This window comes from Chryseobacterium sp. FR054, assembly GCF_056844565.1.
Genome location: NZ_JBXDSA010000002.1, coordinates 1 through 19,078 on the forward strand (window position 1 = coordinate 1; position 19,078 = coordinate 19,078).

Sequence of the window (19,078 nt, forward strand, 5' to 3'; positions counted from 1 at the left end):
CCAGCGCCGATGGTACTGCTAACGCGGGAGAGTAGGCCGCCGCCAGTTTTTATATTATTAGAAAGTCTCATACAGTGATGTGTGAGACTTTTTTTTGTTATATACCCGGCTGTATGAGTAAAGTAATGAGTAATGAGTAATGAGTAATGAGTAATAGATGATAGATGATAGATGATAGATGATAGATGATCACAGCTTCGTCTTGTGTAGGCTTATCAGCGGATTATCTTATTCTGAAAAGTAAGCCTTTGTATGGCTTTGCTAAAGTTTACGTCTTTGTTTACCTTAAAACCACACACGCACACACACACGCTGTTATTGATCTTTTTCTGGCTTTGCGCTTAATAAAATCCGGCAATAATTTTCTACACTATTGATGAATCAACCGTTATTTACTATTTGGGTTATTCATCCCTTATTACTCATCACTGATTACTCATTACCCATTACTATTGTCCCTAGCCCCGATAGCAGCGGTTACCCCACAGCATAAAAGGAAAAGAAGAAGGATTTGGCTATGGCAAAGCAGGGCGCGAGGAGTAAGAGCGGATAGCGGGATAAAGCTCCTGAAAAATGAAAATTTTAACTAAAGCCGAATGATTATGACTATAACCAACGGATAAAAAAACGGCTGCCTTTACTTTAAGACAGCCGCCATTTATTTTTTTGATGTACGTTATACCTGGATAACACCCAGATTGAATTTTTCTGTAACCGGAGAAAGATTAGCAGCCTCAATTCCCATAGAGATCCATTTTCTGGTATCTGTGGGATTGATAATAGCATCTGTCCAAAGTCTGGCAGCAGCATAGGTAGCCTCAGTCTGTTTCTGATATTTTTTGGTAATGGTATCTAAAATTTCATTGTGCTCTTCCTCTGATATCTCTTTGCCCTGTTTCTTCAGGGTAGATTCCTGAATCTGCGCCAATACTTTTGCTGCCTGTGCACCGCCCATCACAGCCAGATCAGCCCATGGCCATGCTACAATAAGTCTGGGATCATAGGCTTTACCACACATAGCGTAGTTTCCTGCTCCGTAAGAATTTCCTGTGATGATGGTGAATTTTGGTACAACAGAATTGGATACAGCATTTACCATTTTAGCACCATCTTTGATAATTCCGCCGTGCTCTGACTTGGAACCTACCATAAATCCTGTAACATCCTGAAGGAATACCAGCGGTATTTTTCTCTGATTGCAGTTGGCTATAAATCTTGTCGCTTTGTCGGCAGAATCGGAATAGATAACGCCTCCGAACTGCATTTCCCCTTTTCCGCTTTTTACCAGTTTTCTCTGATTGGCAACGATACCCACAGACCATCCGTCTATTCTGGCTGTTGCACAGATAATACTTTTACCGTAATCGGGTTTGTATTCTTCATATTCAGAATTATCGACCAGGCATTTTATAATCTCGTAGGTATCATACTGCTCTGCTCTGGATGCAGGAATAATTCCAAAAATATGATCAGGGTTTTCTTTAGGAGGGAAGCTTTCTATTCTGTCGAAGCCCGCTTTTTCAGTATTTCCTAAAGATTTCATAATCGTTTTAATCCTGTTCAGGGCATCTTTATCGTCTTTTGCCTTATAATCGGTTACTCCCGAAATAGAGCAGTGAGTGGTAGCTCCGCCAAGGGTTTCATTGTCTATACTTTCTCCGATCGCTGCTTTTACCAGATAGCTCCCTGCAAGGAAAATAGATCCGGTTTTATCTACAATCATGGCTTCGTCACTCATGATAGGAAGGTACGCTCCTCCGGCCACACAGCTTCCCATTACTGCTGAGATCTGAATGATACCCATAGAGCTCATTTTTGCATTATTTCTGAAGATACGTCCGAAATGCTCCTTATCCGGGAAGATTTCATCCTGCATAGGCAGATAAACGCCTGCGGAATCTACAAGATAAATGATGGGAAGTCGGTTTTCCATAGCGATTTCCTGTGCTCTCAGATTTTTCTTTCCGGTAATAGGGAACCAGGCGCCCGCTTTTACTGAAGCATCATTGGCAACAACAATACATTGTCTTCCGGAAACGTATCCTATCACTACTACAACGCCGCCGCTCGGGCATCCGCCATGTTCTTTATACATTTCGTAACCTGCAAATGCTCCGATTTCTATGGAATCTGAATCTTTATCAAGAAGATACTCAATTCTCTCCCTTGCTGTCATTTTTCCTTCTTCACGAAGCTTTTGAAGCCTTTTTTCTCCGCCTCCTTTTTTTATTTCAGCCAGTAATTGATTAATCTCAGATAATTTCAATCTGTTTTGATCTTCCCGTTTGTTGAATTCAATGTCCATAAACTTCAATTTTTTAGGTCTAAATATACTATTTTTATCAGGAATATGAACTGAAGTAAAACAAGTGTTTAATATGTTGGTTCTCAGAAAATTGTGAATTTTTTAACAAAAAAATATTTTTAAATCATTTATATTTTTTCTAACTTTACACTAGAGTAAAAGGGAAGATATTCCCTGCTAAATACTCTAGTTCCTAGTTTATTTTTTTAATAGTTTATTATTTGAAGGCCCTGAAAGTTGAACAAATTTTCAGGGTTTTTTTGTTATACAGCAGAGAAAATAGCCTTATTTTTTTACATTTTACATATTTTCTACGACTTAATTTATGTTTTGCTAATTATTGCGAAAGCTATTTTGTAAATTTGCCTGTTAAAAATTTAAAGAAATATTAAGATGCATAAATTAGCACTTTTCAGGTTGCATTTGATTGTTTTTCTGTGGGGGTTTACTGCAATTTTAGGAAAGCTGATTCATGCCAATGCCCATATTCTTGTATTTTACAGAATGTTGTTTGCAGCAGTCTTTTTATTTGTCTTTATCAGGTTTTTTAAAAAAGAAAGTATCAGGGTTTCCGGAAAGATATTTTTCCAGCTGGTGGCTATTGGATTTGCGATGGCTCTGCATTGGTACTGTTTTTTTTATTCCATTAAAATTTCCAATGTCTCCATAGCATTGAGCTGTCTGTCGCTGTCCACACTTTTCGCGTCTGTACTGGAGCCTCTTATTTTTAAAAGAAAGATTGATGCTTCTGAAGTCATTATGGGAATTGTGATTGTAGCCTGTATCTTACTTATTTTTAAAACAGAATTTCAGTATAAGGAGGGAATTTTCTATGGAATCCTTTGTGCCGTTTTCGGAACGGTCTTTTCTGTTTTTAATGGAAAAATGTTTGGAAAAACGAGTTCCGACAATATTATATTTTATGAAATATTTTGCGGATGGTTTATTTTAATGTTATTTTATCTGTTTACAGGACAGATTTTTGAAATGAATGAAATAAATTACCGTGATTTGGCGTTAATATGCTTGTTAGCCAGCATTTTTACCGCTTTCCCTATGCTTGAATCTGTGAAATTAATGAAGTATATATCGCCTTTTACACTAATTTTAACAGTTAATTTAGAACCGGTTTACGGAATTATACTAGCTTTTTTTATCTTTGGGGAATCAGAACATATGAGCCCTGTATTTTATGTAGCATCAGCAGTTATGATCCTGGCTATCATTGTTAACGGAATAATAAAAAGCCAAAAAACAAAAAAACTTTAACTAAGCATCAAATTTATATGATGAAAAAATATTTTTTACTTGCATTTTCACTGCTGTTTGGGCTGTCTCAATCTCAGATTATCAGGAAATATTCCAACGAATTTTTAAATATCGGAGCCGGTGCAAGAGGACTGGCAATGGGAGGAGCTGTAATTTCCAATCAGGATGATGTATATTCACCCATGTGGAACCCGGCCGGCCTGATGGCCATTGAAAAAGACTGGCAGGGAGCAGCCATGCACGCAGAGTATTTTGAATCTATTGCAAAATATGATTATCTGGCATATGCAAAAGTGCTTGAGCAGGGCGTGTTCGGAGTTTCCGTAGTAAGATTGGGGGTTGACAATATTTTGAACACCACACAGATGATTGATGCAGAAGGGAATATTGATTATGATAAAATCACCAAGTTTTCCCAGTCCGACTATGCAGCTATTCTTTCCTATGCCTTTAATCCGGCAGGAAATCCTAAACTGGATATCGGGGTAAATGCCAAGATAGTTTACAGAAATGTAGGGAAATTTGCCAATGGCTATGGTTTTGGTTTCGATATCGGAGCTATCTATAAAGCGGATAACGGATGGAGATTCGGAGGGATGCTGCGTGATGCCACTACTACGGTGAACTTCTGGAGCATCAATCAGGATCAGCTTTCAACGGTGGTGAATGGAGAAGAATTTAACCCCGCTCCAAAAGATAAAATGGAACTTACCATGCCAAAGCTTAATGTGGGAGCGAGTAAAATTTTCAACATCAACAGCAGCGTATATGTATTGCCGGAAGCTGGTATTAACGTAGATTTTGCCAAAACTGCCGCTCTGGTCTCTACGGATTTTGCCAGTATCACACCTTATGCCGGAGCCGAACTGGGCTATCAGAAAATGATCTTTGTAAGGTTAGGGGTTAACAGATTCCAGTCGATCACAGATATTGAAGATCTTAAAAGAAAAGTATCCTTCCAGCCAAGTGCAGGTATCGGGATCAGATACAGAGGTCTTACTTTAGACTACGCCATCACCAATTCCGGAATAGGAGGCTCTAATTTTTACTCCAATTTCTTCTCACTGAAACTGGATATGGGTGAGTTCAGAAATGATTAATTTAAAATACAATGAAAGAATCAATGAAAAAAATATCAATACTGATACCTGTTTTTTTTGCAATAAGTGTTTTCGGACAGAAGGTTTCCGATTATAAATATATTCTGGTTCCCGGTAAATTTAAAGATTTTGAAAAAAAATCCTATGGTCTGGAAGAAGCCCTGGCCAAAGCTCTGAAAGCTAAAAGGTATATAATAGTACCGAATGACAGAGAACAGTGGCCTTCGGAAATTAACGGCAATTCCTGTGATGTAATTATCGCAGATCTTAAAGATGACAGCAGTTTACTCAGAAATAAAGTTAAAATTGAGTTTAAAGACTGTAACGATAAAATCCTGTTTACATCCAAAGGTAATTCAAATATAAAGGAATTTGAAGAAGGTTTTCAGGATGCTTTGAAGCAGGCACTTATAGGTCTTCCTTCATCGGTTCCTGTCAGTAATCCGGTTTCGGATCAGACTAAAAATATTCCGGAAGAAAAAGAAGTTTCTCTGCCGGCTGGCGAAAACAAAATTAAAAAGTACATCAACGGTAAACTGAATCTGACTCTTCAGAAAATACAGATTGATGCCAGCCAGTTTATTTTGGTAGATGCCGCCGGTACCGCTCCTTACGCTACTTTCGGGCTGACTTCCAAAAAAGATGTTTTCAGGGTAAAGTTAGCCAATGGAAGCATAACAGTCGGTTATTTTGAAAACGGGGATCTGGTCATCGATATTCCTTCCTCAGACGGTTCGTATTCCAAAGAAATATTCTCTGCAAAATAGCTGATCAGCATCATTAATAATACAGGCTCCCGGAAAAGGAGCCTTTTATTTTTAAGGAGTGTTGAAAAACTCCCAGATTACTTTAGCCTTGCTTTTTCCCAGAATTTCTTCCAGGGTTTCCAGGCTGGATTCTTTGATGCGTTTTACCGATTTCAGTTTAGAAAGCAGCAGTTCAATTGTTTTTCCGCCTACCCCCGGAATTTCTTCCAGTTCAGACTTGATGGTAGAATTCTTTCTCCGGGTTCTGTGGTGTTTTACCCCAAAACGGTGGGCTTCATCACGCACTCTCTGAAGAATTTTCAGGGTTTCGGATTTTTTATCCAGATATAAAGGAATAGGATCTTCGGGAAAGAAAATTTCCTCCAGTCTTTTAGCGATTCCAACAATAGTAATTTTTCCGTAAAGACCTAGTATTCTTAAGCTTTTTACAGCAGAAGAAAGCTGTCCTTTTCCGCCGTCAATAAGGATAAGCTGAGGAAGATTTTCCCCTTCATCAAGCATTCTTTTATAGCGGCGGTAGATCACCTCTTCCATCGTGGCAAAATCATTGGGACCTTCTACTGTTTTGGGATGAAATATCCTGTAATCTGATTTACTTGGCCTGCCGTCCTTGAAAACAACACAGGCTGAAACAGGATTGGTTCCCTGGATATTGGAGTTATCAAACCCTTCAATATGTCTTGGCTCTACGGGCATTCTCAACAGTTTCTGCATTTCTGCCATGATCCTGTTCGTATGCCTTTCCGGGTCTACAATCTGTACCTGTTTTAATTTTTCAAGACGGTACTCTTTGGCATTCTTTTCAGAAAGTTCTACAATCCTTTTTTTATCACCCACTTTAGGAACGATAAGTTTTACATTCGGAATTTCTACGGACAGATGAAAAGGCAGCAGGACTTCCTTAGAATCCGAACCAAACTTTTGCCGGATCTCAATCAGGGCTTCTTCCAGAATATCTTCATCGGCTTCCTCAAGAATTTTCTTGATCTCGGTCGTAAAACTCTGGATAATATTTCCGTTTCTGATCTTAAAGAAATTGACATAAGCTGCCGTCTCGTCACTCGTCATTCCGAAAACATCCACATCATCAATATTAGGATTAACTACCGTGTTTTTTGCCTGATAATCCTCAAGAATATCCAGTCTCTCTTTAATGATCTGGGCCTCCTCGAATTTAAGATCAGCCGCCAGTTTCATCATCTGGTTAACCAGATAATTCTTCGCTTTCCGGAAATCTCCTTTAATAATATCACGGATGGCATCAATCTTTTCATCATATTCCTCTTTGCTTTCAAGATCTTCACAAGGCCCTTCACAGTTTTTAATGTGATATTCCAGGCATACCTTATATTTTCCTTCGGCAATTTTGGCGGGAGCAAGATTCAGATTGCAGGTTCTGAGTTTATAGATATGCTTAATGGTATCCAGTAAAATCTTTGCAGGACGCACTTTGGCATAAGGTCCGAAATATTCCGAACCATCTTTGATGATATTCCGGGTCAGAAAAATTCTTGGAAAATCTTCATTCTTGATACAGATCCAGGGATACGTCTTATCATCTTTCAGCATTACGTTATAAAACGGCTGATGTTCCTTGATCAGGTTGTTTTCAAGCAAAAGAGCATCATATTCGCTGTTCACGATAGTGGTCTCAAGGCGGACAATCTTTCCCACCATGATTTTGATCCGGTAGCCGGACAGGTTCTTGTTGAAGTAAGAGAGAACCCTTTTCTTCAGGTTTTTGGCCTTTCCCACATACAGCAGCTGATCGTTTTTGTCGTAATAACGATAAACGCCGGGTTCTGAAGGTAAAGTTTTGAGCTGTAATTCTAAAGAAGGATTCATATAACAAAATTACGGAATCATTCCGGGATTTAAAAGAACAAAAAAACTGCAGCGTTTTTCTGCAGTTGTATAATTGATATGAAAGTCTTATCCTATCCGTGGCTCATATCGGTATACTGATATACCAGAAAGCTGAAATAATCCCATTCTACTGAGTTTTTCGGATATTTTTTCATGAACTCGGGATTGTCTCCAAATAAGAAATCATAATTTTCTTCGAAATCATCTTTGTGAAGCCACATTACTTTATCTCCTTTTTTTACATAATAGGATTTGATAACACCGCCACCGAAAGCAGGAGCCCCCGCAAACCCTGCTGAAACGGTTGTACTCGCAAACGGATCATAATAAACGGAAATAATCTCATTAAATTCAGGATTGATCAGCTGCATTAAAAAAGCCTTGCTCTCTTTTTTGTTTTTTAAAGAAACAGTCTGATTTTCAAAAGGAATTGCGTCGTTTGTCGTTGATTTACTGTATTTTTTGGTGCTGTAATTTCTCATATTGGAAATAAAACTGGCCGCTTTCATCGATTTTTCTGTCTCAGTTGCATATAAATACATTTCCGAAATATCTGCCGCCGCAAATTTCATCGTTTTTTTTGTATCAACATCTTCTATCGTGATGGAAAGTATCTGCCCTTTCTGTTTTTCCCATGATTTACTGTAACCCTGGTGTTCAGTATTATCCTTTAAAATAATGGTGGAAACTTTTTTGGATGAAGCAGTATTAAAACCTTCGTTGAATAAATACCGGTTCATTTCTCTTTTTTCTTCTTTAGAATATTTTACCTTTTGGGCAAAAGTAGCTGTACTTACCAGACATAAAGCCAGCAGCAGAGTTTTAAATTTCATGGTTATTATATTTTTATCCGGCGGTAAAAGTAATAAATTAATCACTTATTTTCATAAAAATATGAGACCCCGAAATTTAGCTTTTCCAATTATTGTTAAATGCGTAATTTTAAGGAAATTTTTTAGAAATGATATACGGTGTAGATGTTTTCACTTTCCATGATGTTCTGGAAATATGTAAAAAACCTAATAAAGCTAAGCTGAATAAAGCAGCAAAAGAACAGATATTAAAATCTCAGAAGAATGTTCAGAAAATTGTAGAGTCTGACAGATGTGTGTATGGAATCAATACAGGTTTCGGACCGCTTTGTGACACTAAAATTTCAGCAGATGAAACGGCACAGCTGCAGTATAACCTGATCATCTCTCATGCCGTAGGAGTAGGAAAGCCGATTGAAAAAGAATATTCCAAGATCATGATGATCGCTAAGGTTCATGCCTTATCAAAAGGATTTTCAGGAGTTTCCCTCGAAGTGATCGAAAGAATGATCCTGATGCTTGAGAAAGACATTATTCCGGTGGTACCTGAACAGGGGTCGGTAGGAGCATCCGGAGACTTAGCCCCTCTTGCTCACCTTGTGCTGCCTTTATTAGGACTGGGACAGGTTTGGGAAGGAGATAAAATCTCCGATACTATGGAAGTTCTGGAGAAATACGAACTTGAACCCCTGGCACTGGGACCGAAAGAAGGATTGGGACTCATCAATGGAACACAGTTTATTCTGGCTCATGCAATCAAAGGACTTGAAAAATTTGAATACCTGTTAAATCTTGCCGATATGACGGCGGCTATGAGTATTGAAGCATACAGAGGTTCTGCCAGTCCGTTTAAAAAAGAACTTCACGAAATCAGACCTTTCGAAGGCAGTAAAAAAGTGGCTGCAAGAATGCTTAAATTCTTAAAAGGTTCCGAAAATATGAAAGCTCATGAAGACTGTGAAAGAGTGCAGGATCCTTACTCTATGAGATGTGTGCCACAGGTTCACGGAGCCAGCAGAAATGCTTTTGAGCACCTTAGAAATATGGCGGAAACAGAACTGAATTCAGTAACGGATAACCCGATTGTGCTGAGCGCCGAAGAATCTATTTCAGGAGGAAATTTCCACGGACAGCTGATGGCACTGCCTTTAGATTATGCTACTCTGGCAGCAGCCGAATTGGGGAATATTTCAGACAGAAGAAGCTATTTATTATTAGAAGGAAAATACGGGCTTCCGAGACTGCTTACGGAAAGCTCAGGGTTAAACTCAGGATTTATGATTCCGCAGTATACTTCAGCAGCTTTGGTTACAGAAAATAAGACCCTTTGTTTCCCGGCTTCCGCAGATTCTATTCCTACAAGTCTGGGGCAGGAAGACCATGTATCGATGGGAAGTATTTCCGGAAGAAAGTTCAATCAGGTTCTTGGGAATTTAGTGAATATCCTGGCCGTTGAGCTGATGTTTGCCGCTCAGGGTCTGGAATTCAGAAGACCTTCCAAATGTTCAAAGATCATTGAAGAAAACTTTGCCGTTCTGCGTTCTAAAGTGAAAAAACTGGAAGATGACAGGCTTATTGGACAGGATATGCTGGCAATAGCAGAACTGATCAACGAAAGAAAATTTATTGTTGAAGCTTAATAGCAGTAAAGACATGAAAAAAATAATAACCATTTTAAGCCTTTTTGTGGGAACACTGGCTTTTTCCCAGGCTTCTGAGGCTAAGATCAGGGAATTTATAAAAATTACCGGTGCCGATAAAATAGCCATTTCCTCTATGCAGACCTATATGGAACAGCTTAAAAAAAATGCTCCCGGTATTTCAGATGAATTCCTGAAGAGATTTGCAGCCGAATTTACAGCCGAAAAAATGGTTCAGCTCTATGTTCCTATATATGCCAAATACTATACGGAATCAGATATCGATGAGCTGATCAGATTTTATAAATCTCCCGTAGGGCAGAAAACAATTTCAGTGATGCCTTCCATTTTACAGGAAAGTATGGAAGCAGGTGGAAAAATGGGAAGAGAAGCAGCAGGCCGGGTTATGGAAGAACTTGATAGAGAAAAAGGGTACGTAAGCCCGCCACCTCCGGCAACTTCTGAAAAGAAATAAATTTCAGGCTTCCTCATACCGGGGAAGCCTTTATATTTTCACAAAATGAATTAATAATGAAGATAAAAAGAACAGACTCCTCAGATATAGATTTTCAGAATTTAGTAAAATATCTTGATGCGGATCTTGCCGCCAGAAACGGTGAGGAACACACATTTTATGACCGGTTCAATAAAATTGATATGATCAGGAACTGCCTGGTAGTTTATATGGATGGAATCCCGGCAGCCTGTGGAGCTTTTAAAAAGCTTTCTGAAGAAACAGCAGAAATCAAAAGAATGTATACCGGCCCGGAATTCAGAAAGAGAGGTCTGGCATCAGCTCTTGTACAGGAACTGGAAAGTTGGGCCAAAGAATCAGGATTTAAAAAAGCTGTTCTGGAAACTTCAGCTGAGAATCATGAGGCCCTTTCCGTATATGAGAAAAGCGGATTTTACAGGATTCCCAATTATGAACCGTATACAGGTATTGATAAAAGTGTGTGTTATGAAAAAGTTCTGTAAATAACATCATCCAGGGTAAGAATTTTTGGTTTAATACAGATTTGAAGATAGGAAGAGGGCAGCGATGAAGGTCATGTGATTTTACAGGGGCTTTCAATACATATTACTAAAAGTAATTTCCATCTTCCTTAAACTACACTCAGATCTTAGTAGGGAAGATTAATATTCCTGCAATACTAAATTCACTTTTTATACATTCGTAATTCACTTTAAAGTGTTATATTAGGATTCCAAATCAAAAATATAACCTATGAAAAAAAGTGTATTCTGCATTTTGCCCCTGTTCTTTGTTCTGAACTCCTGTAATACAGACGAACTTCCCATTGAGGGGCCCAAAACCGAAACTGTTCAGAAAGATCCCCTGACGGCAAAACAGATCAACGAAGAGATTAAAAATTCCATTAAAAATACAGGAAGTTTTAATTGGAAAGAAGCTTCCGGTCATTTGCTGTGGAGTGCCGTATTTCACGGAAACAAAATGGTTTCCATCGGCTTCGGAGCGTCAAAGGATGATTTTGACAGAAGCCTTTCTGCCAATAGCAGGGAAATGGAAGATGAAATTTTAAATACAATCAGAAAATCAGAAGGTAAAGAAAGAGGAGATGCTTTGATTTCTTCCGATAAGTACCTCAACCAGATCGATGTGCTGATTGAAAAAGAGGAAACATTAACGGCTCTCCGCCAGATGAAAACGATACGTTATGTAGAACCTGCTGATTATCGGTACTTTGACTATGAAACCGAAATTGCAGCAAAATCAAGCGGATCATCGTCCGGATGCGGATTTGAATCCTCAGCTCTGAATGCCGCCGATTATACCTCTACAACCCCTAATGCAAAAGTTCCCTGGGCATTTACCAAACACAATATTCCGGGTGCCTGGAATTACAGTACAGGTGCAGGAATAACCATAGGCCTCGTGGATACAGGAGTTTCATCACAGCAAAGCCTTCTGGGAACCAGCTTTAATACAGGGGCTTCATCCGGAAGAACCATCACGAAATATGGCGTTTATGTAAACGGATCCAGTACCGACGGCCCTGATGACCAGTGCGGACACGGAACTAAAATGGCTTCTGTAATGGCTGCTCCTAAAAATAATGCAGGACTTCCTGTGGGTGTGGCTTACAATGCCAATCTGATTACCTATCGCGCCGCAGCCAATGTTCTGTTGGATACATCCAGCGAGCAGAACGGAGTAAAAACAGCGTTTACCGAACTGGCCAATAATACCAGCGTAAAGATTATTTCCATGTCTATGGGGCACATCTTTTCCGTAGGGAAAATTGAAGATGGAGTAAAATATGCTTATTCCAAAGGAAAGCTTATCTTCTGTGCAGGCGGAACCTCTACCAGTTTTACCAATTTTGTAGGTGTTATTTTCCCGGCAAGTATGTCAGAAGTACAGGCGGTGACAGGGGTGAAAGAGGGAACTTCCAATCAGAAGTGTGATGTGTGTCATTCCGGCAGCCAGATCGATTTCACCTTCCAGATGGAAAGAGCTTCAGGAAATACCGTTCCGGTTCTCAGTTATTATAATGCACAGGCAGATTATGTGGGGGGATCTTCAGTTGCTACGGCGGCCACAGCAGGAATCGCAGCATTGGTGTGGTCTAAAAATCCTTCATGGACGAGAGATCAGGTCCTGAATAAAATGAGACAGTCGGCAACCTACTATTCTTCCGTAAATTCCAGTTATGGATATGGAAATATCAATGCTTTACAGGCTGTACAATAGAATAGAGATCAATAAAATAAAAAAAACCGCGGAGATATTCTGCGGTTTTCCGTTTTATATCGCTGAATTTCATTTTTTGTGCTGCGGTTCTAAATCTGACAGATCTGAGACCTGTCAGGTTTTTATTTAAGCGCACTCAAGCACTCAGCTCTCCGGAGTCAGGTGACTTTGGAGCCTTATTTTTATCTTTTTTAATCACCTTGCTCAAAGTCAGAAGATCCTTTGCGTGGAAAATTGATTATCAATCAAAAAATACTCAAAGAATGTGATTTAGATAAAGATTTGAGTATGATACAAAAATCAAATTTAGAAATGTATCACAAACTCTTAGTCTGGGCTGGGATCATTAAATTAAGCCTAAAAGCAGGAGCGGGTACCTGTCCTTACAAACAGTTTACACTACCTTCAAAAAAATAAAACAGGGATCTTGTTATTTCTTATTACTTTCATAACTTCCTGCTTCCATCTTCCAGCTTCAAACCTTTTAATCTCCGGGCTGATAATCCAGTGGAAGCATATATTCAATCTTATTGTCAGAAAAAGTACCTTCATTGGTAAGCAGATCCGGAGTTGTGATATTTCCTTCTTTTGAAACTTCAAAGGTTTCCCCTTCAGCATGAAGATAAGAAGAGAGCGTAACCGGATAAGGGTTTTTTACAAATTGCTTTCCTTTAAGTTCATAAAAGTACTTTCTGTAATTTACCTGAAGGATATCCTTAAAGCTGAATAAAACCTGCCCGTTCTCTCTTTTCACATAATCAGAATCGGGGATCAGTGTTTTTACAATGGCAAGTGCATAAGGTTTCTGGCTGTTTTTCCTCTGCGCAATTTTGCTGATGTCATCAGGAATATGCATTATTCCGGAAGACTTAGCCATTATCTGAAAATTTTTCAGGGTTTTAAGCTCCTCTTCCGTAGGATACTGGGGGTTGGGAACTTTTACAACATGATTGACGATGAACTGATCTTCAGAAATCTTATTCTCATAAATACTCCTGAAAAAATGAAGCAGGCTTCCGTAGTAAGCATTCATCCGGTTTACTCTGGCAGGATCTGTATTTTTGGTTTCCCGGAAAAAGCTTGTTCCCGTATAGTTGATCATCTGAGAATTGAAATCCGCTGAATAACCAATAAGATTATAGGTAATTTCGTAACCGAGGTTTTTATTTTCAATGATCAGCGGTTTAGGAGCCTTTACCTTTAAAATTTTGTTTTCCTTATCGTATGAAAATTTCAGCGTTTTCTGATTTTTAATCCTTACATTCTCATGGTCCCGCCCAATAAAGGTATCAAGAAAATAATTGATGTAATTTTTATAAGCTTCTGCGGTATAGGGAACGAGCCTGATCTCTTCAATTTCGTGAGTTCTGGCCAGAACTACTTTCAGGTTTTTATTAATAAGATCTGAGACGGGAGAAGTGAAGGTTAGAAATTCATCTTTCTGAAAAACCATATTCCCAAAACTTCCGGCCGGTACAGAAAGGCTGAAGCTTCCGTCCTCTTTTGAGACAGTTCCGGTTTTAGTTCCGTCAATATAAATACTGACTCCCGGTATTATTTCTCCCTTGTCACTTACAACGCTTCCCCGGACGGTTTGAGCCGTCAGAACATAAAAAGGAAGCAGCATTAAAAATAGAAATAGCGTTTTTTTCATGGTAAAACAATATTACTAAAATTTTAGTGATAAAAAAATACCAATCAAAAACTGCCTGCTCAGCCTATCCTTACGCTGGTCATACTCAAAGAACCGCCGATCAGTTCATCATTAAATAGTGCCAGCCCTTCAGAAGGTGCCTTTAATCCGAGTGTGTAGATCAACGGAAGATAGTGGTCCGGGGTGGGAACGGCATACTGCATGAATGTTCCCTGTTTCCGGTAATCAATAATATTCTGAAAATTTCCGTCCAGAAGCCAGGTATTCGTTTTTTCCCTTGCCTCAATAGCCCAGTCCCAGCCGGCACCTACTGTGTTGATGTTTCTCCAGTCGATCAGGCGGAGGTTATGGACAATATTACCGCTTCCGATGATTAAGATTCCCTTTTCACGAAGCTGATGCAGTTTTTGGGCAAGTTCAAAATGGTATTCCGGAGATTTTGTATAATCAATACTCATCTGGATGACAGGAATATCAGCTTCCGGATACATATGTCTGATCACTGACCACGCACCGTGGTCAAGTCCCCAGCTGTGATCTTCCTCTACCTGAACAGGAGCCAGGAGTTCAGCTGTTTCCCTTGCCAGCTCAGGATCTCCGGGAGCGGGGTACTGTACGTCAAACAGAGCCTGTGGAAATCCTCCGAAATCATGGATCGTTCTGGGCATTTCCATAGCCGTTACAAAAGTTCCCTGCGTATACCAGTGAGCGGAAATGCAAAGAATTGCATTGGGTTTGGGAATTTCATTGGCAGCCTTCCTGAAGCCCTGTACAAACTGGTTTTCTTCAATAGCATTCATAGGAGAGCCGTGCCCGAGAAATAAAACGGGCATTTTTGGTGTGCTTTTAAAATTTTCGCTGATGTGATGGAGGTCGTTGAGGTTCATGGGATAAAAATATATTGAAAGACAAAAGGTTCAGGGGATTAGAAAAACCCTGAACCCTTTACCGTATGTATTAGAAATTACGCCTGTTTTACAAACTGCAGTTCTCCTGCTATTTTTACTTCGTCACTTACCATTACACCTCCTGCTTCAAGCGCTGCATTCCAGTTCAGTCCGAAATCTTTTCTGCTGATCTTGCCTTCAAAAGAAAAACCTGCTTTGGTATTTCCCCACGGGTCTACATTGATTCCTCCGAAATCTACATCAAGAGTTACCGGTTTTGTAATCCCGTTGATGGTAAGATTTCCTGTTACCTTGTCATTTAATGCCTGAGAGTCAAACGTGATGGTTGGATGAGCCTCAGCATTGAAGAACTCAGCAGACTTTAAGTGGTTATCACGGTCTGTATTGTTGGTGAAAACAGAATCGGTCTGGATGGTAGCCGTTGTTCTGGCATTGGCAAAAGAATCATCTTCAGCTTCAATTTCAGCATTGAAATTTCTGAAGCTTCCTTTTACATTAGAAATCATCATGTGTTTTACTTTGAAGGTAATTTCACTATGCGTTGGGTCTAGGTTCCATTTTGTTGCCATTGTAATATATTTTTTTGTTGGTTAACTATGATGCAAATGTAGGACGGGGAACAGATACAAATCATTGATATAGGATAAGAAATGCATCTATTCTGTATTCAGTGCCCCTTTTTTTATTTTTCAGGAGCTTTTTCCCGCTATCCACTCATACTCCTCGCTCCCAAACTTTCCATAGCTGAAGCCGTTCTCCTTTCCTGCCCGTGCTGCGGGGTAACCGTTACTATCGGGGCTATTTTATAGGCAATGAGTAATGGGTAATAAGTAATGGATGATGGTTCTCCGAGGATTACTTTTTTACAGCATTACGATTTCCCGACAGCCTTCAGAAAAATTCTACCATTAAGTTAAGAAATAATTTTTATCAGTTCATTAATTCTATTTTACCAATGTTTTATTTTAACATTTCTTAACGAATGATTTTTATTTCTTATTTTTGACAGATTCAATTTTATACAATGAAATTATATAAATTCTCTTTATTGATGCTGGTTTTGGGGAATACTGCATTCGCCCAGACCCAGAAGTTTACAATGGCGGAAGCCGTAAATGGGATGAGAACCAACCTTGCTGTGAAAAATATCTCCCAGTTTTCATGGTCTGCAGACGGAAAATCATACATCCAGGCCGTAAAAGGCGGATACCTGATCACCGATCTGAAAACCAATAAACAGGATACACTGGTATCTTTATCACAGCTGAAGAGGTCATTATCCAATGATAAGCTGAAGGCCGTTCCCCAGATTAAATTTTCCGGCACTTCGCAGGGGTATTTTACTTCAGGCGGAAACATGTTCTGGATAGAAAAGTCAGGAAATGACTGGAAAGTAAAGGACAAAGCGACGCTGGATCAGGACGCAGCCAATATAAAAATGTTTGGCGACGGGCAGACCTTCGCTTTCACGGCAAAAAATAACTTATTTGTCAATAAAAACGGAAAAACCGTTGCTGTAACTAACGAAGCTGACGAAAATATCATCAGCGGACAGGCCGTTCACAGAAACGAATTCGGGATTGATACCGGAATTTTTCCTGCTCCCAATTCCGAAAGTGTAGCATTCTATAAAATGGATCAGACGATGGTGGCAGATTACCCGATCATCGACTGGTCTGTAACTCCTGCTGTTAACCACAATATCAAATATCCGATGGCAGGGCAGACTTCCCATCAGGTGACTCTGGGAGTATACAATATCAGGAGCCAGTCCACCGTTTTCCTTAACATTGAAGGAGAAAAAGATCAGTATTTAACAGCCGTTACCTGGAGCCCGGATTCAAAATACATCTTTGTAGGGGTGCTGAACAGAGGGCAGAATCATATGAAAATGAACCAGTATAATGCTGCGACGGGACAGCTGGTGAAAACCCTGTTTGAAGAATCAGACAGCAAATATGTGGAACCACAGCACCCGCTTACCTTCTTCCCGAATTCCAATACAGATTTTATCTGGCAGAGTCAGAGAACAGGCTACAACCACCTGTTTCATTACAGTCTGGAAAAAGGACTTATAGCTCAGATCACAAAAGGAGACTGGCTGGTAACCGATATCTTAGGCTTTAATGAAAAGAAAAAAGAGATCTACTTTACTTCTACAAAAGAAACACCTCTGGAAAGACATTTGTATAAAATAGACTGGACCAGTTATAAAATGCAGAGACTGGACACAGCAGAAGGAATGCATACCGGAGTGCTGAGCAGTGACGGAAATTATCTGTACGATGCTTACAGCAATTCAGATTCACCAAGAGTTGCCAATATCATCAACACCGCCAATCTGAAATCTGCCAATATCCTTACCTCTGAAAATCCGTTGAAAAATTACCAGAGACCGGAGATTAAAAATGTAGAATTAAAAGCTGACGACGGAACTCCTTTATACGGGAAAATCATCCTTCCTACCAATTTCGATCCGAATAAAAAATATCCGGCAATCGTTTACCTCTACAACGGACCGCATTTACAGCTGGTAACCAACAGCTTCCCTGCATCCGGAAACCTTTGGTACGAATACATGGCACAGAACGGATATGTAATTTTTACGATGGACGGAAGAGGATCTTCCAACCGTGGACTGAAATTTGAGCAGGCCGTATTCAGAAACCTGGGAACTACCGAAATGAATGATCAGCTGAAAGGAGTAGATTACTTAAAATCTCTTTCCTATGTAGACTCTCAGAGACTGGGAATCCACGGATGGAGTTTTGGAGGATTTATGACTACAAGCTTCATGCTCCGTCACCCGGAAGTGTTCAAAGTAGGAGTTGCCGGAGGTCCGGTTATAGACTGGAGTATGTACGAAATCATGTATGGCGAAAGATATATGGATACCCCACAGGAAAATCCGCAGGGGTACAAAACATCGAACCTGCTGGACAAAGTTCAGAATCTGAAAGGAAAACTGCTGATGATTCACGGGGCTCAGGATGATGTGGTGGTTTGGCAGCACTCTGTAAAGTTTGTGAAGTCTGCCGTAGACAATGGCGTTCAGCTGGATTATTTTGTATATCCGGGACATCCTCATAACGTTATCGGAAAAGACAGGGTACACCTGATGCAGAAAGTAACAGATTATTTCGATCAGTATTTAAAGAAATAAATAAAGAAAAATCCAGCCTATTTTTAGGCTGGATTTTTTATTGGGATTAAATGATCTGTAATCAGTCGTAGAACTCTTTGATCACATAGCGGTTATTACCGATACTCTTCAGCTCTTTCAGCAGATAATACCTGTGCAGAAAGCCTGTCAGAACTACAATCTTTTGATGAGGATGCTTTTCTGCGACTTTACGGATATTCCGGGCCATGGTCTGATTGCGGAGATCCCAGAAGGCGGCCATCAGCTTGAACCCGTCCCGGTAGCTGATCTTTTTGCCGTCAGGCTTCGTTACATATCTTTCAGCGAACTCAGGTCTTGCATCTGAAATTTTCACCAAACCTGCATACTGGGCGTTCTGTCTTCTTTCGGAAATCTTATCCGTAGCTGCATTATTGAAATGTTCAGGAGATAGTCCGGCAGTTTTCATTAAATCTTTAGTGGAATTTGTAAAATCTTCATACAGCTTTATTTCCCCGGCTGTTAATGACTTTGCTTTATACAGACTGTCGATCAGCTTTACAGCAAGATTATCTGTGGGAACCATTCCCCGGTCTTTCCTGTATTGGTTTCTGCCTTCAAAATCAAATGGAAATCTTAGAGTTTTCGGATATTTTTTTACATAGAGATTACTTGCCTTTATCTCATTGCCATTCAGGTCAATACTGTTTTCATACTCTTTCATACCTTCTTTGTCTACCTCATGAAGAATAACATCCGGTTTGATTTTTTCAAGAATCTCAAACAGTATTTTAGGATGATAGTTCGGAACACTGTCATGGATATTCCCGATCACATAGATCTCTGTTTTATTCTGGGAAAAACATATACCCGCTGCAAAAAGCAGAAATATACTGATGATGGATTTCATACTGATAAAA

Annotated in this window: 15 protein-coding genes; 8 read left to right on the forward strand and 7 right to left on the reverse strand. The window is 39.6% G+C overall.

The genetic code is table 11. The features are described 5' to 3' along the window. Window positions 1-676: 676 nt before the first annotated feature. Complete coding sequence (locus AC106S_RS07225) at window positions 677-2,305, reverse strand: acyl-CoA carboxylase subunit beta (RefSeq protein ID WP_482438425.1); 1,629 nt, start codon at window positions 2,303-2,305, stop codon at window positions 677-679. 393 nt (window positions 2,306-2,698) lie between these two features. Here AC106S_RS07225 and AC106S_RS07230 point away from each other — a divergent pair, with 393 nt between their 5' ends. Genes AC106S_RS07230 through AC106S_RS07240 form a run of 3 tightly spaced genes read left to right on the forward strand, consistent with a single transcriptional unit; the run spans window position 2,699 to window position 5,441 of the window. Beyond that, window positions 2,699-3,574 carry a DMT family transporter gene (locus AC106S_RS07230; protein ID WP_482438426.1) on the forward strand — a complete coding sequence of 292 codons (876 nt, stop codon included), beginning with the start codon at window positions 2,699-2,701 and terminating at the stop codon, window positions 3,572-3,574. Window positions 3,575-3,591: 17 nt separating this feature from the next. Continuing rightward, entirely contained in the window at window positions 3,592-4,674 is a 1,083-nt protein-coding gene (locus AC106S_RS07235) for a putative type IX sorting system protein PorV2 (protein ID WP_482438427.1), read from the forward strand. Window positions 4,675-4,697: 23 nt separating this feature from the next. Then, window positions 4,698-5,441 carry a hypothetical protein gene (locus tag AC106S_RS07240; RefSeq protein ID WP_482438428.1) on the forward strand — a complete coding sequence of 248 codons (744 nt, stop codon included), beginning with the start codon at window positions 4,698-4,700 and terminating at the stop codon, window positions 5,439-5,441. A gap of 51 nt (window positions 5,442-5,492) precedes the next feature. Here AC106S_RS07240 and uvrC read toward each other — a convergent pair whose 3' ends face one another. Then, window positions 5,493-7,286, reverse strand: coding sequence for an excinuclease ABC subunit UvrC (uvrC, locus tag AC106S_RS07245; RefSeq protein WP_482438429.1), 1,794 nt, complete (start codon window positions 7,284-7,286; stop codon window positions 5,493-5,495). Window positions 7,287-7,378: 92 nt separating this feature from the next. Beyond that, window positions 7,379-8,140 (reverse strand): hypothetical protein, encoded by a 762-nt coding sequence (locus AC106S_RS07250; RefSeq protein WP_482438430.1) that lies wholly within the window; start codon window positions 8,138-8,140, stop codon window positions 7,379-7,381. 128 nt (window positions 8,141-8,268) lie between these two features. Here AC106S_RS07250 and hutH point away from each other — a divergent pair, with 128 nt between their 5' ends. The 4 genes from hutH (at window position 8,269) to AC106S_RS07270 (ending at window position 12,475) form a co-directional block, all read left to right on the forward strand. Next, a complete protein-coding gene (hutH, locus tag AC106S_RS07255) occupies window positions 8,269-9,759 on the forward strand; it encodes a histidine ammonia-lyase (protein ID WP_482438431.1) in 1,491 nt (496 codons plus the stop codon). 13 nt (window positions 9,760-9,772) lie between these two features. Then, complete coding sequence (locus AC106S_RS07260) at window positions 9,773-10,234, forward strand: DUF2059 domain-containing protein (protein ID WP_482438432.1); 462 nt, start codon at window positions 9,773-9,775, stop codon at window positions 10,232-10,234. 56 nt (window positions 10,235-10,290) lie between these two features. Next, window positions 10,291-10,737, forward strand: a complete 447-nt coding sequence (locus AC106S_RS07265; RefSeq protein WP_482438433.1) for a GNAT family N-acetyltransferase — start codon at window positions 10,291-10,293, stop codon at window positions 10,735-10,737. 250 nt (window positions 10,738-10,987) lie between these two features. Further along, entirely contained in the window at window positions 10,988-12,475 is a 1,488-nt protein-coding gene (locus AC106S_RS07270) for a S8 family peptidase (RefSeq protein ID WP_482438434.1), read from the forward strand. A 484-nt stretch (window positions 12,476-12,959) separates the two neighbouring features. Here the strand turns inward: AC106S_RS07270 and AC106S_RS07275 are convergent, their stop codons facing one another. From AC106S_RS07275 to AC106S_RS07285, 3 genes are all read right to left on the reverse strand, one after another. After that, window positions 12,960-14,129, reverse strand: a complete 1,170-nt coding sequence (locus tag AC106S_RS07275; RefSeq protein WP_482438435.1) for a carboxypeptidase-like regulatory domain-containing protein — start codon at window positions 14,127-14,129, stop codon at window positions 12,960-12,962. A 59-nt stretch (window positions 14,130-14,188) separates the two neighbouring features. Then, on the reverse strand, window positions 14,189-15,016 hold the full coding sequence (gene ygiD / locus AC106S_RS07280) for a 4,5-DOPA-extradiol-dioxygenase (protein ID WP_482438436.1): 828 nt from the start codon (window positions 15,014-15,016) through the stop codon (window positions 14,189-14,191). A gap of 77 nt (window positions 15,017-15,093) precedes the next feature. After that, on the reverse strand, window positions 15,094-15,606 hold the full coding sequence (locus AC106S_RS07285; protein ID WP_482438437.1) for a YceI family protein: 513 nt from the start codon (window positions 15,604-15,606) through the stop codon (window positions 15,094-15,096). A gap of 455 nt (window positions 15,607-16,061) precedes the next feature. Between AC106S_RS07285 and AC106S_RS07290 the strand changes: the two genes are divergently transcribed. Next, window positions 16,062-18,200 (forward strand): S9 family peptidase, encoded by a 2,139-nt coding sequence (locus AC106S_RS07290; protein WP_482438438.1) that lies wholly within the window; start codon window positions 16,062-16,064, stop codon window positions 18,198-18,200. Window positions 18,201-18,261: 61 nt separating this feature from the next. Here AC106S_RS07290 and AC106S_RS07295 read toward each other — a convergent pair whose 3' ends face one another. Next, entirely contained in the window at window positions 18,262-19,068 is an 807-nt protein-coding gene (locus tag AC106S_RS07295; RefSeq protein WP_482438439.1) for a hypothetical protein, read from the reverse strand. Window positions 19,069-19,078: the final 10 nt, after the last annotated feature.

Coding starts and splice junctions, on each gene's coding strand:
- AC106S_RS07240 (WP_482438428.1), top strand. CDS start 4,698: ATGAAAAAAATATCAATACTGATACCTGTTTTTTTTGCAATAAGTGTT.
- AC106S_RS07230 (WP_482438426.1), top strand. CDS start 2,699: ATGCATAAATTAGCACTTTTCAGGTTGCATTTGATTGTTTTTCTGTGG.
- AC106S_RS07260 (WP_482438432.1), top strand. CDS start 9,773: ATGAAAAAAATAATAACCATTTTAAGCCTTTTTGTGGGAACACTGGCT.
- AC106S_RS07265 (WP_482438433.1), top strand. CDS start 10,291: ATGAAGATAAAAAGAACAGACTCCTCAGATATAGATTTTCAGAATTTA.
- AC106S_RS07295 (WP_482438439.1), bottom strand. CDS start 19,068: ATGAAATCCATCATCAGTATATTTCTGCTTTTTGCAGCGGGTATATGT.
- AC106S_RS07285 (WP_482438437.1), bottom strand. CDS start 15,606: ATGGCAACAAAATGGAACCTAGACCCAACGCATAGTGAAATTACCTTC.
- AC106S_RS07225 (WP_482438425.1), bottom strand. CDS start 2,305: ATGGACATTGAATTCAACAAACGGGAAGATCAAAACAGATTGAAATTA.
- AC106S_RS07290 (WP_482438438.1), top strand. CDS start 16,062: ATGAAATTATATAAATTCTCTTTATTGATGCTGGTTTTGGGGAATACT.
- AC106S_RS07250 (WP_482438430.1), bottom strand. CDS start 8,140: ATGAAATTTAAAACTCTGCTGCTGGCTTTATGTCTGGTAAGTACAGCT.
- uvrC (WP_482438429.1), bottom strand. CDS start 7,286: ATGAATCCTTCTTTAGAATTACAGCTCAAAACTTTACCTTCAGAACCC.
- AC106S_RS07270 (WP_482438434.1), top strand. CDS start 10,988: ATGAAAAAAAGTGTATTCTGCATTTTGCCCCTGTTCTTTGTTCTGAAC.
- ygiD (WP_482438436.1), bottom strand. CDS start 15,016: ATGAACCTCAACGACCTCCATCACATCAGCGAAAATTTTAAAAGCACA.
- hutH (WP_482438431.1), top strand. CDS start 8,269: ATGATATACGGTGTAGATGTTTTCACTTTCCATGATGTTCTGGAAATA.
- AC106S_RS07235 (WP_482438427.1), top strand. CDS start 3,592: ATGATGAAAAAATATTTTTTACTTGCATTTTCACTGCTGTTTGGGCTG.
- AC106S_RS07275 (WP_482438435.1), bottom strand. CDS start 14,129: ATGAAAAAAACGCTATTTCTATTTTTAATGCTGCTTCCTTTTTATGTT.